The organism is Arthrobacter sp. N199823 (assembly GCF_002929705.1).
GTDB lineage: Bacteria > Actinomycetota > Actinomycetes > Actinomycetales > Micrococcaceae > Specibacter.
This window is the reverse complement of record NZ_PJIN01000012.1, coordinates 63263-84982: the sequence shown is the minus strand read 5'-3', so window position 1 is coordinate 84982 and position 21720 is coordinate 63263. Positions and strand designations below refer to the sequence as shown.

Sequence of the window (21720 nt, the reverse complement as noted above, 5' to 3'; positions counted from 1 at the left end):
AGACTACTCGCATGTATAGTCCGCGGCAATGGATATTGCAGATCATGGGGTTAGGCTGGCTCCATGGAGACAGTTGCGCAGCTTGCGCCGTTGGAAGATGCCTGCACCGTGGTCATTGTGCGCGATGGCGAAGCTGGTCTAGAGACGTTGATGCTGGAGCGCCCTGCCACCAGCAGATCCTTTGGCGGTGTGTGGGTATTTCCGGGTGGGAAAGTGGATCCCGAGGATCGCCTTGATGCTGCCGGTACCGCCGTGGATGATCTGGCCGCGGCGCGCGCGGCCGGACTGCGTGAACTGGCCGAGGAAACTGGGCAGGCGCTCGGTGTCGAAGAGCTGGTCTGGCTGTCGCAGTGGACGCCCAGGCAAGCAATCCCGCGCCGGTTCCGGACCTGGTTCATGCTGGCACCTGCCAGCCCGGAGCCGATAGTGCTCAACCCGGACGAACACGAACGCTTCACCTGGCTGGCCCCATCGCGGGTACTCGAGCTCCACGCCAAGGGTGACATGAAGCTGGTGCCGCCCACCTGGGTCACTTTGCATAACCTCGACGGGGCCGCCTCCGTGGAGCAGGCGATCTCCGACGCGAAAGCTCGTGCAGTCTTTGCCTACAACACACATTTACTGGTGCCCAGTGGAGGGAACCAGCCTGACGGGGTGCTTTGGGCAGGCGATGAAGCGTACCCGGACCAAGCCGGTGGCGGCACGGTTCCCGGCGCTCGGCATAGGCTGACCACTAAGTCGCTGCCCTGGGTTTTTGAACGTACTGAGCATTGAACGCGCTGGGATTGAACCTACTGGGACGTAAACAGCACGGGCCGGGATAAGAAATTACACAGGATAAGGATGCAGCAATGAAGAAGCACTGGAGTGAACTAAGTACGGGGCGGCGCTGCACCGTAGTGGTGGTGGGAATCGCTCAGCTGATACTGCAGGGAGTAGCCCTGCGGGACATCGCTAAGCGAACCCCAGCGCAGGTCAATGGTCCCAAGGCAGGGTGGGTAGCGGCGTCGTTCATTAACTTCTTTGGGCCTCTGGCCTACTTCGCCATGGGCCGGAAGAAGTCAGATTAGAGCAAGCCGAGCTCGGCCACGGCGTCACGTTCGGCCTGTAGCTCGGCCACGGATGCGTCAATGCGGGCGCGGGAGAACTTGCTGATCTCCAACCCCTGCACAATGCTGTATTCGCCGCCGGCAGTGGTCACTGGAAATGAACTGACAAGCCCCTCGGGCACGCCGTAGGAGCCGTCCGAGGGGATTGCCATGCTGGTCCAATCGCCCTCGGGGGTGCCGTGGACCCACAACCTCATATGTTCGACGGCGGCATTGGCAGCTGAAGCGGCCGAGGAACCTCCCCGCACGGAGATGATTTCGGCCCCGCGCTTGGCCACTCGAGGGATGAACTCCTCGGCAATCCACCGCTGCTCTACCAAGGAAATTGCCGGCACTCCGCCCACTGTGGCGTGGCTGATGTCCGGGTATTGGGTAGCCGAATGGTTGCCCCAGATGGCCAGGTGCTTGATGCGCGAAACCTGGGAGTTGGTATTGGCGGCTAGCTGTGCCACTGCTCTGTCGTGGTCCAGGCGGGTTAGTGCCGTGAAGCGCGAGGCCGGAATGTCCTGCGCGTGGGAAGCGGCAATCAAGGCGTTGGTGTTGGCAGGGTTGCCCACCACGACTACCTTGAGATCGGGTGCCGCACCGGCATTCAGTGCTCTACCTTGGACGGAGAAGATGCCGCCATTGGCGCTGAGAAGATCGGCCCGCTCCATCCCCGGCCCACGAGGGCGTGCGCCCACCAGCATGGCGATGTTGGTGCCGTTGAACGCTTGAGTTGGGTCGTCAAAGACCTCTAGCCCCGCGAGTAGCGGAAACGCGCAGTTCATGAGTTCCAGAGCCGTGCCCTCTGCAGCCTTGGTGGCTTGCGGGACCTCCAACAAGTTCAGCCTGACCGGCACATCCGGGCCCAACATGGCCCCCGATGCAATCCGGAAAAGCAACGCATAACCGATCTGGCCAGCGGCGCCAGTGACAGTGACTGTGACGGGAGCGGGAGCATGTGCGTTCATGGCGCCAGTCTAGCCCCGGTAGCGCCACTTTTTGGGCGGGTTGCCCACCGCATTGCAGCAGCGTGCACCGGCAGAGTTGGCTACCTCTGCCCGGGATGGACAGACACTACGGGAGGGGGGATGGACGCCGCAAGGCGATGGGGAACAAACAGCACAGGATCAGCCGCCGCAGGAACGCGCACCGCAAGGGCTGACGCAGCCGGATGCGTCGGCAGACTGGTTTGGTGATCGGGCCGGTGCCTTGCCAGCTTTGCCAGCCTTGCCAGCCTTGCTTGCCCGGGCGCCTTGGTAGCTGACACTCGTTGTGGGAGTCCTGTGCGTATGGCTGGGATTCACACTCGCCACTAGGCCGCTGGCTTCCTTGGGTGCATTGACCCTCTATGTGGGGGCAGGCTTCATTATCTCGGGTATCGCGGACCTCATTCTTGGTGTCGCCGCGTTAGCCTGGCCGGATGCGACCCTGCTGCTTGTGGCAATGCAGTTCGGTGCACGCACACTACTCTTTGGAATGGGCCGAATCCTAGACCTCTCTGGCTCCAGCTGTCACGCGAATCCAGCACACCGCTGCAGAAAGTAACTGCAGAACCAGCTAATGGCAACGGCAGGCCGCCCAACGGGAGCCTCAGCCCCAGGTGTGGGCGGGCAACAAAAAAGCGCGCCGTCCCACGTGAAAATTCCGGGGACGGCGCGCTGGGTGTGAACTTATCTCACAATAGCCAGTAGGGCTGGGACAACTTCTTACAAAGTTACGGTGGCCAGATCGAATTCGAGGCGCTGGAGGCGCTCGCGGTCGGCTACACCGTTGGGCTTGCCCAAGTTGACCACCATGAAGGAGTTGTACGGGGTACCAGCGTTGAACTCGGCATCCATGCCGGCTGCGTCGAAGCCAGTCATGGGGCCCGCGGCCAGTCCTGCTGAACGGGCAGCGAGGATGAAGTACCCGGCCTGCAGGTGGGCGTTGTTCGCAGCCATGGTCTTACGCAGGTCAGCGTTGCCTTCAAACATGGGGATCATCTTGGCCATGTGCGGAGCCGTGGTGGTCAGCAGATCGTGCCACTCGTTCGTGAAGCTCAGCAGTGCCACCACGGGTGCCGTGAGGGTTTTGGCCTTGTTGCCGTCGCTCATGTGCTCAACCAAGCGAGCGCGAGCCTCTTCTGAGCGGACCCAGGTGATGCGCAGCGGCTGGATGTTCATGGCGGTCGGGCCCATTTTGGTCAGGGCGTAAACGGCCTGCAGCGTTTCATCGCTGATTTCTTCATCCGACCAGCTGTTGGCGGTGCGGGCTTCCAGGAACAATGCCGCCGCGGCATCGCCGTCCAGAATGAGTTCCTTGTGGAGGTCGGTTTCGGTGGCAATGTCGATGCTCATGAGCCCAGCTTTCAATAAATAGGTTTCAGCGTTCGTCTTAATCAGCGTCAACAGATAATGATTTTGTTTCTCGTTTTGCTATGACATGACTCACAGTGTCAAGATGGCGGGACTGGCCAACGCAAAGGAGCGGCAGATTCATGAGCCCATGGACTATCCGGGATTTCCATTCACAAGATGTTGAGGGCATTCTGGCGCTCTGGCAGACATTGCGGGACAACGGAGTGCAGCCGGTGTACGACCTGTCCGAGGTGCTGGCCTCCTGCGAAAAGGACCATGCCGTTGTCGCCGTTCAGGGTGAGAACATAGTTGGCGCAGCTGTGGGCCGCGCCGCTCATGATCAGGGTTGGATCGTTTTCCTGGCTACCTTGCCCAGTTTCCGTGGGCGAGGCATTGGCACGCTGCTGCTTGCCGCCGTCGAGAACCGCATGGCCGCTCATGGACTGAACAAGCTATCGGCTCTGATGCCGGAGACCGAAACCCGGGTGGAGGCCTTCACCAACAGGGGTTTTGTGGTCAAGAAGAACCTGCGGTACTTTGAACGGCACATCCCCGTCCAACGTGCCGAACTCGGTGTCCTGGAGGAACTAGGGGGCCGGGTATTGCCGCGGGATCTCTGGGATCGCGTGGCGGGCATGACGGCCGAGAAGGAACTGCTTGAGCGCCGGCTGGTGCTGCCGTTGGCGGAGTCGGAACTGGCGGAAGAATTCGGGGTGGTGCCGCCGCGCGCCGTCGTGCTTTTTGGTCCTCCTGGGACAGGGAAAACCACCTTTGCCAAGGCTATTGCGTCGCGGTTGGAATGGCCCTTTGTGGAAGTGTTCCCGTCGCGGTTGGCGGGGGAGCCGGGCGGTTTGGCCGGGGCGCTGCGCCAGACCTTCCTGGACATCGCCGAGCTGGAGCATGCAGTGGTGTTTATCGACGAGGTTGAGGAGATAGCCTCGCAGCGATCGGGGGAGCCGCCGTCGCCCATGCAAGGGGTCACGAACGAACTGCTGAAGATCATTCCGGCGTTCCGTGATCAACCCGGCCGCCTGCTGGTGTGCGCCACGAACTTCATCCGGTCCCTGGATTCGGCGTTCCTGCGCCACGGGCGATTCGACTATGTGATCCCGATTGGGCTGCCCGACTCTCAGGCCCGCACCGCCATGTGGAACCGCTTCATCCCCGCCCATGTTGTGGCCAGCATTGACGTCGAGGCGCTCGTGGCGGCCAGCGTCGGATTCTCGCCAGCGGACATAGAATTCGCCGCCCGCAGCGCCTCCCAGCGTGCTCTGGAAAAGGCCATGTTCGACGGCGGTTCCGCCTCAGGTGGGCCGGGTACCTCCGAAGGTGAGAGCTCACAAGCTCGTGGCCCGGTGACGGCCGACTACCTCGAGACCATTGCCGAAACCAAGGCCACCGTCAGCGATGCAGTCGCCGCCGACTTCCTGGAGGACATCGCAGCCCTCGCCAGGACGTGAGCGCAGCTGTAGCTACAGCCAGGTCTTCTTTTTGAAGATGATGTACATGCCGAAGCCCACCAGGAACATCAGGATTAAGGCAAAGGGGTAGCCAAAAGCCCAGTGCAGTTCCGGCATGTTCTCAAAGTTCATGCCGTAAATGGAACCGACAAACGAGGGTGCGAACAAGATGGCGGCCCAGGAAGAGATCTTCTTCATCTGCTCGCTCTCCGCCGCGTTAGCCTCATTCTGACGGTTGGCTGTCAGCGTGCCATCCACAGTCAGAGCGTTTTGCAGCAGCTGCCGGAACGAGTCCGCCCGCGCCGTGACTGACTCAACATGGTCTTCAACATCGCGCAGATAGCGCTGAAGTTCAACATTCACGTGGTACTTGTCAAAACCGCCCTTGAGTCGAACTAGCATGTCGCGCAGCGGGTGGATGGCACGCTGGAACTGAATGACCTCGCGGGAGAGCTGGTAGATTCGCCGAGACACGGTGGGATCTCCGGCGAAGAGCTGGTCTTCAATCTCGTCGATGTCATTTTCCAGACCGTTGACCACGGGCTGGTAATCGTCCACTACCTGGTCCATGATCGCGTACAGAACAGCCTCCGGACCCATGGCCAGAAGCGCGGGATCGGCCTCAAGCCGGGTGCGAGTGGAGGCCAGGCCGGGGGTTTCCGCGTGGCGGATGGTGACCACAAAGTCCTTGCCGGTAAAGACATGTAGCTCGCCAAACTCCACTGATTCATTCTCATCGATGTATCTGGCGGGACGAAGTACTGTGAAGAGAACGTCGTCGTACCTCTCCAGCTTGGGGCGCTGGTGGGCCATGATGGTGTCTTCCACAGCAAGTTCATGCAGCGAAAACTCGGCGGCAAGAGAGGTCATTTCCGCCTCATCGGGGCGGAACATGCCAATCCAGGCCATGCCCCCGCAGGCGTCCATGACCTCGTAGGTCTGCTCGAGGCTGATGGGATCGGCGAAGCGCAAGCCGTTCACGTATACGGCGTTGTCAATGATGGTCACTTGCCCATTATGGGTCAGGCACGTGAGATTTGTGTGCCGCTACTAATCTAACGGGCCCGTGTGCCCCGGAATGTGCTTGAAGACCAAGGTTGTCTCGGTGTGTCCCACCGCGGGATCGGTGGTCAGATTGTCAAGAACCCAGTCGCGCAGGGCGTCGGTATCGCGGACGGCAATGTGCAGCAGGTAGTCCACGGATCCGGAGGTATGGAACGTGGAAAGCACCTCGGGCAGCAGCGGAACCCGTCCAGTGAAGGTGTCGATCTCGACCCTGTCATGAGCCCGTAGCCGCACCGCGATGAGAGCCTGCACGGCGCGGCCGATCGAGGCGAGGTTCAGTTTGGCTTCAAACCCCTCAATGGCGCCGCGTTCCATGAGGGCGCGGGTGCGCATCAGGGCAGTAGACGGAGCAATGCCCACAGCGTCGGCAAGATCGCGGTTGGTGATCCGGGCATCAGCCACCAGAGTGTCAATGATCTGGCGGTCGACGGCGTCCAGCGGCTCGGCGTGGAGGCCAGGCTGGGAGTTATCGCGCCGAACGTTCTTCGCTGGTGATGCCAAGGGATCCTCCAAGGTGGGCGTAGTGTGCCGAGACGAACGTGTATGTAACGTGCGTTAGTTCGCCATCCTAGCAAATTTCCGAACAATTGCCCGAACACCATCGAGGTGGCTGAATTGTGAGGTCCGCAGCCTGTCACTCGCGTGGTGGATACCCTAGAGTTCGTGCAGGAATTCCGCAATGACGGCCGCTGCCGGACCAGCTTGCGCACTCTTCCATCCTGTCCCGGCCCACAGGTTCACCGCCCGCGGATCATTCGCTGCTGCCGCGGCCGCCCGCAGCGGAGCTGTCAGGAAATGAACCTCGGGATAGGCGTCAGGGGCGGTTGCCGAGTGATCGCGGACAAAATCATTGACAAGAGCACGGGCCGGCTTACCGGTAAAGGCCCGGGTCATGGCCGTGTGCGTGTAAGCGGGGTCCGCCAGGGCATTCTTGTGAAGCGCCCGGGCGCCGCTCTCATCGGTACGGATCAGGGCAGTTCCGAGGGCCACCGCAATGACACCGGCAGCCAGGGCGGCCTTGGCCTCGTCCGGAGAACTGACGCCGCCGGCACCCACCAGGGGCAGGCTCACGGCTGAGCGGACCTCGGTCAGCAGCTGCGGCAGCGTTGCGTGTGCGCCGCTTGTGCCCCCACTGGGCAGGAACGCTGCAGTGTGTCCGCCAGCGTTGGCGTGTTGGACCATCAGCGCATCGACTCCCGTGGCCGCTGCCGCCGCGGCTTCTTGTGCCGACGTCACGGATGCCACCACCCGGGTACCAACCTTGTGCAGCTTGGCAACCACGTCGGCGGAGGCAAGGCCAAAGGTAAAACTGACCACGGGAACAGGGTCCGCCAGCAGCAAGGCAAGCTTTTCGTCCCAGAAATCCTGCACTCGTGGATCCTGTTGGGGCGGCGCCGCGAGGGGTACCTCGGCGCCATACCGAGAAGCCGTGTCAAGTAGCTCTGATCGGTAGGCGGCGAGCTCGGCCGCGGCGCTGGCAGCCAGAGGCGTTGACCGCGGAACGAACAGATTCACGCCAAAATCAACCCCTGTGGCACGCAATGGTGCAATGTGGTCGGCGAGTTGCTCAGCGGTCTTGTAGCCACCGGCGGCGAAGGCAAAGGCGCCGGCGCCCTGAGCCGCCAAGGCGAGTGCCGCCGTCGTCGTTCCGCCAGCCATGGGTGCGGCAATCAAGGGTGTGATGAACATGGCATTAGTCTAGAGGTGTGAACAAAAACACCTTGAACTCTCCCTCTGCTCCGTCGCGCTTTGTGGGCTTGGATATTGGCGGCTCGAAGACGCGCGGGATCGTCTGGACGGACGGCGCAGTCACCAGCGACGCCAGCGTGGGCAGCACCAATGTGCAGAACGTCAACCCCGAAACGGCCGTGCAGAACATGGCAGCACTCTTCGCGAAGCTCGATGTTGCCGGCGCCACGCATGTGCTGGCTGGCGCCGGCGGCGTGGATACGGACGACGACGCCTCCGCACTGATGAGCTTGATCGCACCTTTTGTGCCGGGTGCGCAGGTTCAGGTGGTGCATGACACGCGCTTATTGCTTGCCGCGGCGGGTGCAACCTCGGGAGTGGCAGTGATCGCCGGAACGGGCTCCGCAGCCTGGGGTATCAACGAATCAGGCGAGCAGGCTCGAGCCGGTGGCTGGGGCTATTTGCTCGGCGATGAGGGCAGCGGGTACTGGTTGGCGCGCGAAACCGTACGCTACAGCCTGCGGCGGATGGATGCCGGGGAGCCCATTGACGCCCTGACATCCGTATTGCTTGATTACTGCGGGCTGAGCGAACCGCAGTCCCTGATTGCCCATTTCCATCAAGGCACGTCACGGCGCTACTGGGCTGCGGCTTCACCGGTGATTTTCGCTGCTGCCGAAAAGGGCCACGAGCATGCGCTCATGCTCGTGGACCGCGCGGGGGCAGATTTGGCCCAGATGGCAGCAGAAGTTGCCGGCCAGCTCAAGATCGCCGGTCCCGTGGTACTGGGAAGTGGCATGGGCAGCAATGTCCCGGCGCTCCAGGACGCGTTCAGCTCCCATTTGGCTCAACGCGGGCTCCACGACGTGCAGATCCTGCGTCAGGACCCCATTTTTGGCATTCCGCTCCTGGTGGCACCGGCTCTGGTCTAAGCAATGCAGCTTGATCCAGAGCTGCTTTAGGGAGCTGGCGGGGGAGCGGTGCTCGCCCGCACCATGAGGCTCGGGGCTACTAGATCCGGAGGCGTACTGATGTCCGGATTGTTGATTTGGGCGACCAGACGCTGAACTGCACGGCGGCCGGTGTCCTCGAAAGACTGGCGGACGGTTGTCAATGGCGGGTTGGAATATGCTGCCAGATCAATGTCATCGATCCCCACCACGGAAACATCTTCGGGGACGCGTCGGCCCAGCTCGGTGAGGGCGCGAATGACACCGAAGGCCATCTCATCACTGGCCACGAAGATAGCAGTTACCTCGGGCATCCGGCCCAAGATCAAGCCATTGTGGTAACCGGATTCCGGGCTCCAGTCACCGTGTAGTTCCGGTGGAACCTCGCAGCCGGCCTCTTGCAAGGTGCGCCTCCAGCTGTTCAAACGGCTCGAAGCGTCAGACCATTCAAGGGGGCCTGCAAGATGCCACACGGTCTTGTGGCCAAGGTCCAGAAGGTGTTTGGTGGCCACAACGGCTGCCAAGTCCTGGTCCACACCCACCATGCGAGCACCCATGCCTGAAGAACCGTCAGTGTTGACAGTGGGTATACGTGCTGTGATCTTGGCAACCTGCTCCACGGCTTCCTGCAGCGGGGCAGCAATGATGATGCCGTCCACCCCCTGGAAGACCAGGCGACTCACGGCGTCGACCACGCTTTGTGTGCTCAGGCTGGAGGTCACGGAATTCACTGTGTAGCCAGCCTCGCGGGCGCCCAATTCAACACCCAGAGCCAACGATGAACGCGAGTAGTTATTGGTGGCTAACGTCAGGACGCCAATGGTCTTGGATCGTCCTGTCACCAGCGCCCTGGCCGTGTTGTTGCGTCGGTAGCCCAGCTCGTCAATGACGGCCTGCACCCGTCGGCGCGTGCTGTCCTGGACATTGGGGTGCTCGTTGAGTACTCGCGAGACCGTTTGCGCGGAGACACCCGCCGCAGCCGCGACGTCCCGCATTGCTGGACCGCGGTCATATTGCTGCGTGCTCATGTTCTTCCTTGGGGTGGGCGGGCCGTGGCCGGGTAAAACAGGGAGGCTAACTATTGGGCCAAGTCTAGTTGTTAGCATGTAACATGCCGCGAATTCGCCTGAAATTGGCGGTTCATGTTCCCTTTTCTAGCATTCGGCAGCTACGATTGTTATCCATAACAGATTTGCCGCTTTTTACCTCTACCGTGTGCCAGGAGTTTAGTTGTCAACGTTCGTGACCTCGTCAGGTACTGCCCGCACTAGTAGTGCATCCGGTTCAGCAGACTCGGCCGCTCCTGCCCCGGCCTATGCACAGGCACTGAGCTACTCGGATCGTTTGCTCTTCAAGAACGGACATCCGCACCGCATCATTGCCGGCGCCATTCACTACTTAAGGGTTCACCCACAGCAGTGGCAGGACCGGATCGACCGTCTAGTGGCCTTAGGCGTCAACACACTTGACACGTACGTGGCCTGGAACTTCCATCAGCCGTATGCCGATGTGGCCCCCGACTTCACCGGCTGGAAGGACCTGGCCAAGTTCATCACTCTGGCGGGGGACGCTGGGTTGGATGTCATTGTGCGCCCTGGGCCCTACATTTGCGCCGAATGGGACAACGGAGGCTTCCCCTCCTGGGCCATTTCCGATCCCGAGATGGTGCTGCGATCTTCTGATCCGTTATTCACCAACGCGGTGGAACGCTGGTTTGACCAGTTGCTGCCCGTCATTGCGCCGTTGCAGGCCTGCCATGGCGGCCCCGTGATTGCCGTCCAAATTGAAAATGAGTATGGCAGCTACGGCGACGACCAGAAATACTTGCGCTGGAACCGTAAAGCCCTGCTGGATCGCGGTATTACCGAGATGCTCTTCACGGCCGACGGCGGCACCGACTACTTCCTCGATGGCGGCGCCTTGCCTGATACCTGGGCTGCGGCAACGCTCGGCTCCAGAGGCGAGGAAGCAGATGCCATCTGGGAACGCCGTCGCCCGGGTGAACCGTTCTTCACCGTGGAGTTCTGGAACGGTTGGTTTGACCACTGGGGCGAAGACCACCACACCCGCGCCGGTGTCGAAGCGGCTTCCGAGGCCAAGAAGATCCTTGATGTTGACGGATCCATTTGCCTCTATATGGCCCACGGTGGCACCAACTTTGGTCTGAGCTCCGGGGCCAACCACGACGGCGCCATTCAACCCACCATCACCAGTTACGACTCCGATGCTCCCATTGCCGAAGACGGCCGCCTGACCGAAAAATTCCATGCCATGCGGGAAGCATTCTTTGCAGCATCGGGACGCGAACTCACCCCCATCCCCGAGCATTTGGAACGGCCAGCACTTGTCATCCCGGCCTGTTCCTTTGAGCTGAGCCGTGGCGTGGCCCTGCTGGACTTTATCCGCGCCATTAAGCCGGTGTCCAGCGTCAAGCCGCTGTCCTTTGAAAAGCTTGGACTTGACCGTGGCTTGGTCCATTACAGCGCCTCGGCTGTTCTACCCGCAGGTGAAGCCACCATCAAGATCCGTGGGCTGCATGACCGCGCCTATCTTTGGGTGGACGGGAGCTACGCGGGTGTGCTGACTGACGCCAACGGCGGGACCGGGGTGAGCGTGACTACTGGTGGGGGTCTGGCCGCGCTGGAAATTCTCGTGGAGAACCAGGGGCGCATCAATTACGGTCCCTTCTTTGGTCAAGGCAAGGGCATTTTGGATGGCGTCTTGATCAACCAGCGCTACGTCTTCCACTGGGATCAGCGCCCCGTCAACTTGGAAAGGCCACTGGCGGAGCTGCTCAACGTGGCTGCCGATTCCGTGGCATCTACCGGGTCAGCTGCAACTGAGTCAGACCCGGCTGGCGCAGGGTACTTCCACGGTGAACTGCACATTGGTGAACCCGCCGATACTTACCTTGCCCTGCCCGGCTTTGGTAAAGGCGTGGTCTGGGTCAACGGGTTCTTGCTGGGCCGGTTCTGGGAAGTGGGACCGCAGGTGACACTGTATATTCCTGCTCCGTTGCTGACGGTCGGCGTAAACAAGATCACGGTGCTTGAGTTGGAACATGGCGGGACGCACGGTGAACTTCTCGAAGAAGCCCATTTGGGTCTTGTCGGGGTAACGTATGTTGAGGATTTGGGGTAGCTGCAGTTAGCTAGCCAAGCAGTCAAGAATTCAGTCAAGATAGCAGTCAACGTCAGGGAGTAACAGGTGCGCAAGAGGCTAGCTGCCGCACTCAGTGCGTGCCTGGTGCTGGGTACGCTCACCGCCTGCACTCCCGAACCGATCGTGAGCATTCCCAGCAGCTCACTGTCTGAAGAGGCGCCGGTGCTGACGATTTCCGCACCGGTGTCTCCCTTCGGTGCCAGCGCCCAAGAAGGCATCCTGGTGTCACAGGTGTATGCGGCCGCAATCAAGGCAGCCGGTATCCAAGCCGTGGTGGAAGCTGCCCAGGCAACTGCCAAGGATCAAATCTCCAGTTTGAAAACCGGCAGCAGTGACATTGCTCCCGCCTACTCACGGGAATTATTGGAGTCTTTGGAGCCGAGCGTTGAGGCGGAGTCTGCGGCCGACGTCGTCAATGCCTTGAAGAAAGCTCTGCCCGAAGGCATCAGCATGCTCGACGCCGCGAAAGCCCAGGACAGCGACAACCTGGTGGTGACGGCGGCAACGGCGGAAAAGTACCAGCTCAAATCCATTGAGGATCTCGCCAAGGTGTGCAAAACGTTGGTGCTGGGCGGCCCAGCCGGTTTCCAGCTCAGCAGCAGAGGGCTGGCAGGGTTGGGCAGTGACTACAACTGTGTGCCGAAGAAGTATGTGGCCCTGGAACCGCTGTTTGACGGCAGCAAAGAGGATGTCTTGTGGGCGCTCTTGCGTGATGAGATTCAAGTTGCCGACATCCACAGTTCAGCTCCGTCGATCGTCGACAATGCGCTGGTGCCATTGACAGACACCAAGCAGCTATTCCCGGCTCAGAATGTGGTCCCGCTGGTGGACAGCAAAACGGTGCCACCGGAGGTCCAAAAAATTATCAACAAGGTCAGCGCAGCCCTGACCACCGAGGAATTAGCCAATCTGAGTAGGCTGGCCCAGGACCGGCACTTCGGTGACGTCTCAGAGGTAGCAACGGCCTGGCTCAGCCAGGTAGGGCTGGTCAAAGCCGGTTCCTAGCCCCACCAAGCCACTTGATTGGCATTGGCACGGACACCGTGCCGGTTCAAACCCAAAATCGGGGCCGGGGTGTGCCATATTTGTTAAATGGCAGAATTCACCCAGTCCACCAAGCTTCATAACGTCCTCTATGACATCCGCGGGCCCCTGTTGCGAAAAGCGCAGCAGATGGAGGCCGAGGGGCATCGGATTCTGAAGTTGAACATCGGCAATCCAGCCCCGTTTGGCTTTGAAGCGCCTGACGCGATTTTGGTGGACATGATCCGCCATCTCCCGCACGCCCAGGGTTACTCGGATTCCCGGGGAATTTTCTCCGCCCGCACAGCAGTGGTGCAGTACTACCAGACGCGCGGTATCCAGAACATCCATGTCGATGATGTTTACTTAGGAAACGGGGTCAGCGAACTGATCACGCTGTCCCTTATGGCGCTGCTGAACAATGGCGACGAAGTGCTGATCCCGGCACCGGACTACCCCTTGTGGACGGCCTCTGTGAGCCTTGCTGGCGGCCGGCCTGTGCACTATCTGTGCGATGAAGACAATGAGTGGTGGCCGGATCTGGAGGATCTGGAGGCAAAGATTACGCCCAAGACCAAGGGTCTTGTCATCATCAACCCCAACAACCCCACAGGTGCTGTGTACCCGGAGCACATCCTGACGGGCATGATTAATCTGGCCCGCAAACACAATTTGGTGGTGTTCTCGGACGAAATTTACGAGAAGATCCTGTACGAGGACGCTGTTCATATCAACACCGCCAGCCTCACTGGCGAGGACGTGTTGTGCATGACCTTCAGCGGGCTGTCCAAGGCCTACCGCATTTGTGGCTTCAGGTCCGGATGGCTGGCCATTTCAGGTCCCAAGGCTGCTGCCGCGGACTACCTGGAAGGCATCAACCTGCTGGCCAATATGCGCCTATGCGCTAACGTGCCTGGACAGCATGCCATCCAGACCGCGTTGGGCGGACACCAGAGCATTAAGGATTTGATCCTGCCCGGCGGGCGGCTGCTGGAGCAGCGAGATCTGGCCTACCGCATGCTCAATGACATTCCGGGGGTCTCGGTCAACCAGGCCAAGGGCGCACTGTATTTGTTCCCCAAGCTTGACCCGGAGATGTACCCCATCAAGAATGATGAGAAGTTCGCCCTGGAGCTGTTGGATTCACAGAAGATTCTGGTGTCCCATGGCCGGGCATTCAACTGGCATCAGCCAGACCATTTCCGCCTCGTCACCTTGCCCAATGTCGTCGACCTTGAAGAGGCCATTGGACGAATTGGCGAGTTCCTGAGCACGTACAAACCCTAGGAAAGGCCCATCGTGTCCCTGCCGCTTGGTTTTACAGATCAACCTTCCGAGCTCCTGCGTGTGGAGCCGGGCTTTTCCTTAGCGAAACAGCCCACCAACGTGTCCCCGGGCTACACCGGAAAGAAGTCCGACGGCGTCGCAACGTTGACCGAGCGGGCGCCGGTGCTGGCCCAACTGCAGGAACAGTTGTTTGCTGAAAGCCGCTTCGGCGGGAAGAAATCGGCTTTGCTCATTTTGCAGGCCATGGACACGGCCGGCAAGGGTGGCATTGTTGGCCGTGTGGTGGGTGCTGTAGACCCCCAAGGGGTCAAGCTCACCACGTTCAAGGCGCCAACGGATGAAGAAAAGGCCCACGATTTCCTGTGGAGGGTGCGACCAGCCGCGCCCGGCCCGGGAATGTTGGGCGTTTTTGACCGGTCCCACTATGAGGACGTGCTGATTCACCGGGTCCACGGCTGGGCTGATGAGGCTGAGTTGGAACGGCGCTACAGTGCCATCAATGATTTTGAAGCAGAACTGGCGGCATCAGGGACCACCGTTGTGAAGATCATGCTGAATATTAGCCCGGAGGAGCAGTTGGAACGGCTCTCTGCACGGCTGCACGATCCCACGAAGTACTGGAAGTACAGCCCCACAGATTTGGACGAGCGCGCCCATTGGCCTGCCTACATGGACGCCTATCAGAAGGTGTTTGAGAAGACGAGCACTAAAACTGCACCTTGGTACGTGGTCCCGGCTGACAAAAAGTGGTATGCCCGCATGTCCGTCCAAGAGATTCTCATCAAGGCGCTGGGCGGACTGAACCTGCAGTGGCCGGCCGGTGATTTCGATTTGGACAAAGAACGCGCCAGGCTGGACGAGGCTTAGCCAGGCGGTTCAGGACCTGCTCGCCTATTCGGTGTCGGCGCGGGCCGCGTCGAGACGTGCCTTGGCACCCTCGAGCCATTCTTCACAGCGCTTTGCCAGAGCTTCGCCGCGCTCCCACAACGCGAGGGAGTCTTCAAGGCTGGAACTGCCCGCTTCGAGCTGATTGACCACGCCCATCAGCTGCTCGCGGGCCTGCTCGTAGCTAAGTGCTGCGATGTCTGAGTTCGGGGTGGTTGCTGTTGCGGGGCTCATGCGGGATCCTTTGTTGCTGTGGGGGTGGGTGCTGTGGCGTCGGTATTTTCTGAGATGACTGGGGTGTTGGAGTCCGTGGCTGCGGCTGTGAAGTCGCCGCCAGCTACCCGGATCCTCAATGGGGTGCCCGTAGGCACTTGCTCAGGCGAGCGGACAATTGACCGGTCACCAAGTTGGACCACGGCGTACCCTCGGTCAAGTGTTTTCTGAGGTGAGAGGGCCCGGACCTGAGCTCGAAGATGTACCAGTTGATCAGCATGCCTGCCAACTTGGGTGCGCACCGCTGTCAGAGCGCGGGTGCTCAAGGCGGCGACGTCGTCGTGCCTGGCAGTGAGCATAGACTGCGGGTTCGCCAAAACCGGGCGGGTCCGTAGGTAGGCCAGCCGTTCCCCTTCTCGCTCCAGCATCTCCTTGATGCGGCGGTTGAGCTGGGTCCGGGCCTGATCCACCCGGCGTAACTCCTCACCAACGTCGGGCACAATGCGCTTGGCGGCATCGGTGGGCGTGGAGGCTCGGAGGTCGGCAACCTCGTCAAGGAGGGGGCGGTCGGCTTCGTGGCCAATGGCACTGACCACGGGAGTGTGCGCCGCGGCTACGGCGCGAACCAGTGACTCATGGCTAAACGGCAGAAGATCTTCCAATGAACCGCCGCCTCGGGCGATGACAATGACATCGATGCGGGAATCAGCATCGAGCTCCTCCAAAGCGCCGATGACACCGCTGACGGCGTTGACGCCCTGGACGGGCACCTCACGCACCTCAAACTCCACTGCGGGCCAACGCAGCGCGGCATTGCGCAGCACATCCTTCATGGCGTCTGAATTGCGCCCGGTGATCAAGCCGATTCGGTGGGGAAGCAGGGGGAGCGGTTTCTTGCGACGAGGGTCGAAGAGTCCCTCGGCGGCCAGCGCTTGGCGCAGCTTCTCGATTCTGGCCAGCAGATCGCCCAGACCAACGGGCCGGATGTCCTGCCCTTGCATGGACAGGCGGCCGGTCTTGAGCCAAAAATCAGGCTTGAGCTGAGCTACTACGCGAGAACCGCGCTCTAGAGGTGCCTCTAGCCTGCTCAAAACCGAACCCCATACGGTGACGCTCAGCGACACTTCGGCGTCTATGTCGCGCAACGTCAGGTAGCTGACATTTGCGCGCTTGTTCAGCTCGATGACCTGGGCCTCAACCCACGCAGGCGGGGCCTTTTCAATGTGGGTCTTGAGCTTCTGGCTGAGCATTTGAAGTGGCCACGGGTTGTCGGCGGTGGTCTCCGCTGCAGTGGCTGCAAGGACCTTCCGCTCCGGGGTATCCGTCATGAAAGTATCGCCGTCCTTCTGTTCCGGGTTGCCGGTTTGCCTAGTGTGGTGCTGGGTTTGCTGCCTGAGAACAACTCTATCTTCACGCACTGACACCCAAGCGCGGCTGTCCACAGGCTTGAACTACTATGGGGAACCACTGTCGGCTTTTTATTGTGATTTTAGGGATATCTCATGCGCACTGCGGGTTCGGCACTTCTTGTCATTCTGGGACTGCTGCTTGCCGCAGTTGCCGGTCCCGCTCTTTGGCTAGAACGCAATGTTGTGGATGGCGCTGGCTTTGCGCAACTGGCCGGCCCGCTGGGCACCAACAGCGAGTTCCAAGAAGGTCTCTCCGCCCTGGCCGCCGATCAAGCCACCGCGTCCCTGAACCTGCCGCCCCAGCTGAATGAGCTGGCCGGGGCCCTCATCACCTCTGCGGCCCGGTCCATTTACACTAATCCCGGCTATGAAGCGGCTTGGACCCAGACCCTGCAACGCAGCCACAAATTGACCTTTGACGCCGCAGGAAATCAGGAGATACAAGGAGACCTGAAACTCGACATTGCCCCACTGGTTGAATTGGTGGCAGCCAAAGTCACCCAGGACTTGGGTGTTCCGCTGCCCACTCCCAAAGAAGTGGTGGTCAGTTTGGAACAGCCGCAGGTTGCCAAGGTGCTGCCTTTGGCGAGCGCGCTGGGCGGAGCATCGGGCTGGATGGCGTTCATCGCCGTCGACCTTTTAGCTTTGGGTGTCATTGTGGCCAAACGGCGTGCACTCACGCTGATCTTGGGCGGCGCAGGGCTTGCCGCAGTGGCGCTGCTGTGGCAGCTTGGTTCGGGCTTTGTCGAAAGCGCCCTAGCCGGACTGGTCGTGGGGACGGAAGTAGCTCAGCAATTCGGCATCCAGCTGGGGGCTCTGGCTCGGGCCAGCTGGCAAGGTGGAATTACCGCAACGTTTCTCATTGCTGGTGTGATGGCTGCCGCCGGTGTTGTAGCTCTCATCGTGAAGGGCCGGCGCACCACGTAAGATGGTGGCTATGAGCACCACTGCCGTTTCCTTGTCCATGCCCGCCGTTCCGCGTCGTCGCAGGTCGCCCCAAGAGGTGGCTGCGGCCGCACCGGTGACCGGGGAAAAGCGGGTTCTGCTGGCGGCCCCGCGCGGCTATTGCGCCGGCGTAGACCGGGCCGTCATCGCCGTTGAAAAGGCGCTGGAACACTACGGTGCACCCGTTTACGTGCGCAAGCAGATTGTGCACAACGTCCATGTGGTCTCCTCGCTGGAAGCCCAGGGTGTCATCTTCGTCGAGGAAAATGAAGAGGTTCCCGAAGGCGAATTGGTGGTCTTTTCCGCTCATGGAGTCTCCCCGGCCGTGGTTCAATCGGCTGCCGACCGCGACCTGCGCACCATTGATGCCACCTGCCCGCTGGTGACCAAGGTCCACAAGGAGGCTGTGCGTTTTTCTAGGGAAGACAAGCACATCCTGCTGATCGGCCACGAGGGTCACGAGGAAGTGGAAGGCACGTACGGCGAGGCGCCCGAAAGCACCACCATTGTGAACAACCCTGAAGAAGCGCGCACGGTCCAGGTTGCGGATCCCGAGAACCTGATTTGGTTGTCCCAGACCACGCTCTCCGTCGATGAAGCCATGGAGATTGTGGAGATTCTGCGCGAGCGGTTCCCCAAACTGCAGGACCCGCCCAGCGACGACATTTGCTACGCCACCACCAACCGCCAGGGCGCCATCAAGGAGATCGCCCCGCAGGCAGATCTGGTCATCGTGGTGGGATCGTCCAACTCGTCCAACTCGGTGCGGCTCATGGAGGTGGCGCTTGAATACGGTGCCAAGGCCTCGCACCGCGTTGACTTTGCCAATGAAGTTGACGAGGCCTGGTTTGAGGGTGCTGCCACGGTCGGCGTGACCAGCGGAGCCTCCGTGCCGGACATCCTGGTCCAGGACGTGCTGCGCCTGCTGGCCGACTACGGCTACCGGTCGGTGGAAGAAGTGGTCACCGCTAAGGAAGACATCCTGTTCTCCCTTCCCAAGGAACTGCGGGCCACCATGAAGGCCGCAGGCGATCCTGACTACAAGGGCGTGCGCAGCTCCAACTTGCTGTGACGGCGCGCCGAGAATCTCGGTAAGACTAAAGCGGAGTGGCCCGAACCAGACGGTTCGGGCCACTCCGCTTTAGTTGGTGGACTCAGCTGGCCAGCTCAGCTGGCCATATCGATGTCAGCTGAACGGATATCTGTGGTGTGGAACTCTGGGGCAGTGAGCATTCGGGGAGTGCTCTCCACCTGGGCGGGGGATTCCAGCGTTTTGGGATCCAGCGCATTTAGCTTGCGGGCTGTGGGCAGGACTCGTGCTTCCAGAGTGCCCACGAGCTTGTTGTACCGGTCAACGCTGGTTTTCAACGAGACGCCCACAGCGGAAACGGCCTCGCCCATGGTGCCCAGACGCGTGTAGAGCTGGGCTGACAGTTCAAAGAGCTCCTTGGCGCTTTCCGTCAGGACGTCTTGGCGCCAACTGAAGGCCACGGCTTTCAGGATGGCCATGAGAGAGATGGGAGAAGCCAAAACAACGTTCTTGCTCATGGCGTAGTCAAGGAGTTCCGGATCTGCCTTCAGCGCTGCAGAGAGAATTGATTCAACTGGCACAAAGCAAATCACCAGCTCGGGTGAGTTCAACGCAGAGGTCCAGTACTGCTTACTGGCCAGAGCGTCGATGTGAGCCTTGACTGCCTTCGCATGGCGAGCCAAGTGTTGGGCAGATGCGGCGCTGTCTGTTGTGCCGGCGTCGTGCGCGTTAAGGAATGCAGTCAGCGGAACCTTGGCATCCAGCACCAGCTCCTTGCCGCCGGGCAAGCGCACCACCATGTCGGGGCGGTGCACGCCGTCGTCGGTTGAGGTGTGGACCTGCTCCGAGAAATCGACGTGGGCCAGCATACCGGCGGACTCCACCACGCGGCGCAGCTGGACCTCGCCCCACTTGCCGCGGGCGCTGTTGGAGCGCAGCGCAGCCTCCAGTGAGGACGTGGTGGCCAACAACTTGGCGTCTGCATCCCGGGCATCGCGCAGTTGCTCGGCGAGCTGGCCGTACTGCTCTACGCGGTCACGCTCCAGCAAGGACACCTGGCGCTGGACGGCGTTGAGCTTCTCGGACACCGGACCCAAAGCCTGCAGGACGTGGGAGTCCGATCCCTGCTGCGCGGCCAGAGCATGGTTCTGCGAGGCGAGCAGTCGGCGCTCGGCGTCGGCCGCCGCGAAATTAGCCGTAAGTGCGGAGGCCCGGTCATGGGCGGCATCCGCCTCCTCATTCGCAGCACGCAACCTCGCCAGCAGCACCCACGCCACCGCGGCTGCGCCCACTACTGCTCCAACAACCAACATTAAAACTGCTACAAGCCAGCCGATTCCATTCATAAAACCAGCTTCGCACGGGGTACTGACATTCTGGGATTCGCCGGTAATGGGCAAAGAAGCTTAAACCTGTGGCAACCGGTAGAACGCTTCCCGGCCACCCTGATTTCGCCGCAAGCGGCAAAATCGGGACCCTGCCGGTAAGCTTGTCCCGTGGCTCTTACTATTGGCATCGTCGGACTGCCCAACGTCGGCAAATCAACCCTTTTCAACGCACTGACTCGCAACAACGTGCTCGCAGCGAACTATCCGTTCGCTACGATCGAGCCCAATGTTGGCATTGTCAGCCTGCCCGATCCCCGCTTGGCAAAGCTCGCAGAGGTCTTCGGATCCGCACGCCTGCTCCCGGCAGTAGTGACCTTCGTGGACATTGCCGGCATCGTCAAGGGCGCCTCGGAAGGAGAAGGTCTGGGCAATAAGTTCCTGGCCACCATCCGTGAAGCCGAGGCCATCGCCCAGGTCATCCGAGTCTTCGATGACCCCGATGTTATCCATGTGGACGGCAAGGTGGATCCTCGCTCTGACATGGAAACCATCAACACCGAGCTGATTCTGGCCGACATGCAGACGGTCGAAAAGGCCATCCCGCGCATTGAGAAGGCTGTTAAGCTCAAGCAGCGCTCGGCCGCTGAACTGAACGCCATCAAGGCTGCTCAGGTTGTCCTTGAGCGCGGCGATACCATTTTCTCTTCCATCAAGAGCGACAAGCTCGAGATGGAACACCTGAAGGAACTCTCCCTCCTCACCGCTAAGCCGTTCATCTACGTGTTCAACGTCGATGACGCAGTTCTGGGCAACCCGGAGCGTCAGGCTGAGTTGCGCGCCCTCGTGGCTCCGGCCGATGCGATCTTCCTGGACGCCAAGCTGGAATCCGATCTCGTCGAGCTCGATGAAGAAGAAGCCCGCGAAATGCTGGAGATGAGCGGCCAGGAAGAGTCCGGTCTGGACCAGCTGGCTCGCGTCGGTTTCCACACCCTCGGCCTGCAGACCTACCTCACGGCTGGCCCCAAGGAAACGCGCGCTTGGACCATCCACCAGGGCGATACCGCTCCGATGGCTGCCGGCGTCATCCACACCGACTTCCAGCGCGGCTTCATCAAGGCCGAAGTTGTTCACTTCGATGACCTGATTGAGGCTGGATCCATGCACGAGGCCAAGGCCAAGGGCAAGGTTCGCATTGAAGGCAAGGAATACGTCATGCACGACGGCGACGTGGTGGAGTTCCGCTTCAACGTCTAGTCACTCGTGTTTCAGATACGGCCCCGCTTGCTTCGGCAATCGGGGCCGTATCTGCGCGACTGGGATCGCGACTGTCCTGGTCCATCGGATTGTTAAAGGTTTTGACTGGCTCAATCAACGGATTCTAGGACAGGAAGATAATCTTGATCTCTAGCTTCGAAGAATCCATGTCGCGTGAAGAGCAGTCGGCTTGGATGCAGTCGCTACGGCCGCATATCGCCCACATTGAGCTGGTGTTCAACAATGGGGACAGCGGCCATCCGCTGCTACGTCAGCTCGAACATCTAGAATCGACGAGAACGGTCGGGGTCAGGCCCGGCGCCGGCTATTCCCGGCCTCGTTCCGATGCGGTGAAGCGCCGATTCTCCTATGATCGAGATATCCTCCGAGCCATTGACCGTCTTGGGTGTTTCTTCCCTGATTCTGCGAGCTCGGAACAATGGACAGGGCTGGGCGATGTTGATGTGGTGTTCCTCGACAAATGGGGAAAGATGCTCGGAGCGACCCTGACACACGAGGGAATGATCATTACGCCGGAGGATGAGGATCGTCTGCCTCGTTAATCATGAGGTTGGTCCGTGCCGGAATTC

Annotated in this window: 22 protein-coding genes; 13 read left to right on the top strand and 9 right to left on the bottom strand. The window is 60.7% G+C overall.

The window, feature by feature from the left end:
* Positions 1 to 63: 63 nt before the first annotated feature.
* Complete coding sequence (locus CXQ93_RS18220; protein ID WP_104111830.1) at positions 64 to 774, top strand: NUDIX hydrolase; 711 nt, start codon at positions 64 to 66, stop codon at positions 772 to 774.
* 77 nt (positions 775 to 851) lie between these two features.
* Positions 852 to 1070: a PLDc N-terminal domain-containing protein gene (locus tag CXQ93_RS18215; RefSeq protein WP_104111829.1), complete on the top strand. Its 219-nt coding sequence runs from the start codon at positions 852 to 854 to the stop codon at positions 1068 to 1070.
* Here CXQ93_RS18215 and CXQ93_RS18210 read toward each other — a convergent pair.
* Complete coding sequence (locus CXQ93_RS18210; protein ID WP_104111828.1) at positions 1067 to 2062, bottom strand: malate dehydrogenase; 996 nt, start codon at positions 2060 to 2062, stop codon at positions 1067 to 1069. The two genes, CXQ93_RS18215 and CXQ93_RS18210, sit on opposite strands and share 4 nt — an antisense overlap.
* A gap of 304 nt (positions 2063 to 2366) precedes the next feature.
* On the opposite strand from CXQ93_RS18210, the gene CXQ93_RS18205 reads away from it, so the two are divergent.
* Positions 2367 to 2639, top strand: coding sequence for a DUF308 domain-containing protein (locus CXQ93_RS18205; RefSeq protein ID WP_181036211.1), 273 nt, complete (start codon positions 2367 to 2369; stop codon positions 2637 to 2639).
* A 161-nt stretch (positions 2640 to 2800) separates the two neighbouring features.
* On the opposite strand, the gene CXQ93_RS18200 is transcribed toward CXQ93_RS18205, so the two are convergent.
* The gene (locus CXQ93_RS18200) at positions 2801 to 3430 is read right to left on the bottom strand and encodes a malonic semialdehyde reductase (protein WP_104111826.1); all 630 of its coding nucleotides are present in this window, start codon (positions 3428 to 3430) and stop codon (positions 2801 to 2803) included.
* Between the two features lie 140 nt (positions 3431 to 3570).
* Between CXQ93_RS18200 and CXQ93_RS18195 the strand changes: the two genes are divergently transcribed.
* Positions 3571 to 4890, top strand: coding sequence for an ATP-binding protein (locus CXQ93_RS18195; RefSeq protein WP_104111825.1), 1320 nt, complete (start codon positions 3571 to 3573; stop codon positions 4888 to 4890).
* Positions 4891 to 4902: 12 nt separating this feature from the next.
* Here CXQ93_RS18195 and corA read toward each other — a convergent pair whose 3' ends face one another.
* From corA to CXQ93_RS18180, 3 genes are all read right to left on the bottom strand, one after another.
* A complete protein-coding gene (gene corA, locus CXQ93_RS18190; RefSeq protein ID WP_104111824.1) occupies positions 4903 to 5898 on the bottom strand; it encodes a magnesium/cobalt transporter CorA in 996 nt (331 codons plus the stop codon).
* A 42-nt stretch (positions 5899 to 5940) separates the two neighbouring features.
* Positions 5941 to 6456 (bottom strand): Lrp/AsnC family transcriptional regulator, encoded by a 516-nt coding sequence (locus CXQ93_RS18185; protein WP_104111823.1) that lies wholly within the window; start codon positions 6454 to 6456, stop codon positions 5941 to 5943.
* Between the two features lie 153 nt (positions 6457 to 6609).
* Entirely contained in the window at positions 6610 to 7644 is a 1035-nt protein-coding gene (locus CXQ93_RS18180; protein ID WP_104111822.1) for a nitronate monooxygenase, read from the bottom strand.
* Positions 7645 to 7661: 17 nt separating this feature from the next.
* Between CXQ93_RS18180 and CXQ93_RS18175 the strand changes: the two genes are divergently transcribed.
* The gene (locus tag CXQ93_RS18175; RefSeq protein WP_258069102.1) at positions 7662 to 8576 is read left to right on the top strand and encodes an N-acetylglucosamine kinase; all 915 of its coding nucleotides are present in this window, start codon (positions 7662 to 7664) and stop codon (positions 8574 to 8576) included.
* A 26-nt stretch (positions 8577 to 8602) separates the two neighbouring features.
* Here the strand turns inward: CXQ93_RS18175 and CXQ93_RS18170 are convergent, their stop codons facing one another.
* A complete protein-coding gene (locus tag CXQ93_RS18170) occupies positions 8603 to 9622 on the bottom strand; it encodes a LacI family DNA-binding transcriptional regulator (protein WP_104111821.1) in 1020 nt (339 codons plus the stop codon).
* Positions 9623 to 9824: 202 nt separating this feature from the next.
* On the opposite strand from CXQ93_RS18170, the gene CXQ93_RS18165 reads away from it, so the two are divergent.
* The 4 genes from CXQ93_RS18165 to CXQ93_RS18150 all read left to right on the top strand — a co-directional run bounded on the left by CXQ93_RS18165 (position 9825) and on the right by CXQ93_RS18150 (position 14933).
* On the top strand, positions 9825 to 11735 hold the full coding sequence (locus CXQ93_RS18165) for a beta-galactosidase family protein (protein WP_258069101.1): 1911 nt from the start codon (positions 9825 to 9827) through the stop codon (positions 11733 to 11735).
* Between the two features lie 66 nt (positions 11736 to 11801).
* Positions 11802 to 12761 carry an ABC transporter substrate-binding protein gene (locus tag CXQ93_RS18160; protein WP_104111820.1) on the top strand — a complete coding sequence of 320 codons (960 nt, stop codon included), beginning with the start codon at positions 11802 to 11804 and terminating at the stop codon, positions 12759 to 12761.
* A gap of 87 nt (positions 12762 to 12848) precedes the next feature.
* Positions 12849 to 14066, top strand: a complete 1218-nt coding sequence (locus tag CXQ93_RS18155; RefSeq protein ID WP_104111819.1) for a pyridoxal phosphate-dependent aminotransferase — start codon at positions 12849 to 12851, stop codon at positions 14064 to 14066.
* A 12-nt stretch (positions 14067 to 14078) separates the two neighbouring features.
* A complete protein-coding gene (locus tag CXQ93_RS18150; protein WP_104111818.1) occupies positions 14079 to 14933 on the top strand; it encodes a polyphosphate kinase 2 family protein in 855 nt (284 codons plus the stop codon).
* Positions 14934 to 14957: 24 nt separating this feature from the next.
* On the opposite strand, the gene CXQ93_RS18145 is transcribed toward CXQ93_RS18150, so the two are convergent.
* The gene (locus CXQ93_RS18145; protein WP_104111817.1) at positions 14958 to 15185 is read right to left on the bottom strand and encodes an exodeoxyribonuclease VII small subunit; all 228 of its coding nucleotides are present in this window, start codon (positions 15183 to 15185) and stop codon (positions 14958 to 14960) included.
* Complete coding sequence (gene xseA, locus CXQ93_RS18140; protein ID WP_104111816.1) at positions 15182 to 16492, bottom strand: exodeoxyribonuclease VII large subunit; 1311 nt, start codon at positions 16490 to 16492, stop codon at positions 15182 to 15184. Before xseA ends, CXQ93_RS18145 begins: the two co-directional genes overlap by 4 nt.
* 174 nt (positions 16493 to 16666) lie before the next feature.
* Between xseA and CXQ93_RS18135 the strand changes: the two genes are divergently transcribed.
* Together CXQ93_RS18135 and CXQ93_RS18130 are read left to right on the top strand one after the other, a co-directional pair.
* Positions 16667 to 17500, top strand: coding sequence for a hypothetical protein (locus tag CXQ93_RS18135; RefSeq protein WP_104111815.1), 834 nt, complete (start codon positions 16667 to 16669; stop codon positions 17498 to 17500).
* A gap of 10 nt (positions 17501 to 17510) precedes the next feature.
* Entirely contained in the window at positions 17511 to 18590 is a 1080-nt protein-coding gene (locus CXQ93_RS18130) for a 4-hydroxy-3-methylbut-2-enyl diphosphate reductase (protein ID WP_104111845.1), read from the top strand.
* A gap of 95 nt (positions 18591 to 18685) precedes the next feature.
* On the opposite strand, the gene CXQ93_RS18125 is transcribed toward CXQ93_RS18130, so the two are convergent.
* Positions 18686 to 19894 carry a DNA recombination protein RmuC gene (locus CXQ93_RS18125; RefSeq protein WP_104111814.1) on the bottom strand — a complete coding sequence of 403 codons (1209 nt, stop codon included), beginning with the start codon at positions 19892 to 19894 and terminating at the stop codon, positions 18686 to 18688.
* Positions 19895 to 20044: 150 nt separating this feature from the next.
* On the opposite strand from CXQ93_RS18125, the gene ychF reads away from it, so the two are divergent.
* Entirely contained in the window at positions 20045 to 21130 is a 1086-nt protein-coding gene (gene ychF / locus CXQ93_RS18120) for a redox-regulated ATPase YchF (RefSeq protein ID WP_104111813.1), read from the top strand.
* Between the two features lie 143 nt (positions 21131 to 21273).
* A complete protein-coding gene (locus CXQ93_RS18115) occupies positions 21274 to 21693 on the top strand; it encodes a hypothetical protein (protein ID WP_146073258.1) in 420 nt (139 codons plus the stop codon).
* The last annotated feature ends 27 nt before the right edge of the window (positions 21694 to 21720 follow it).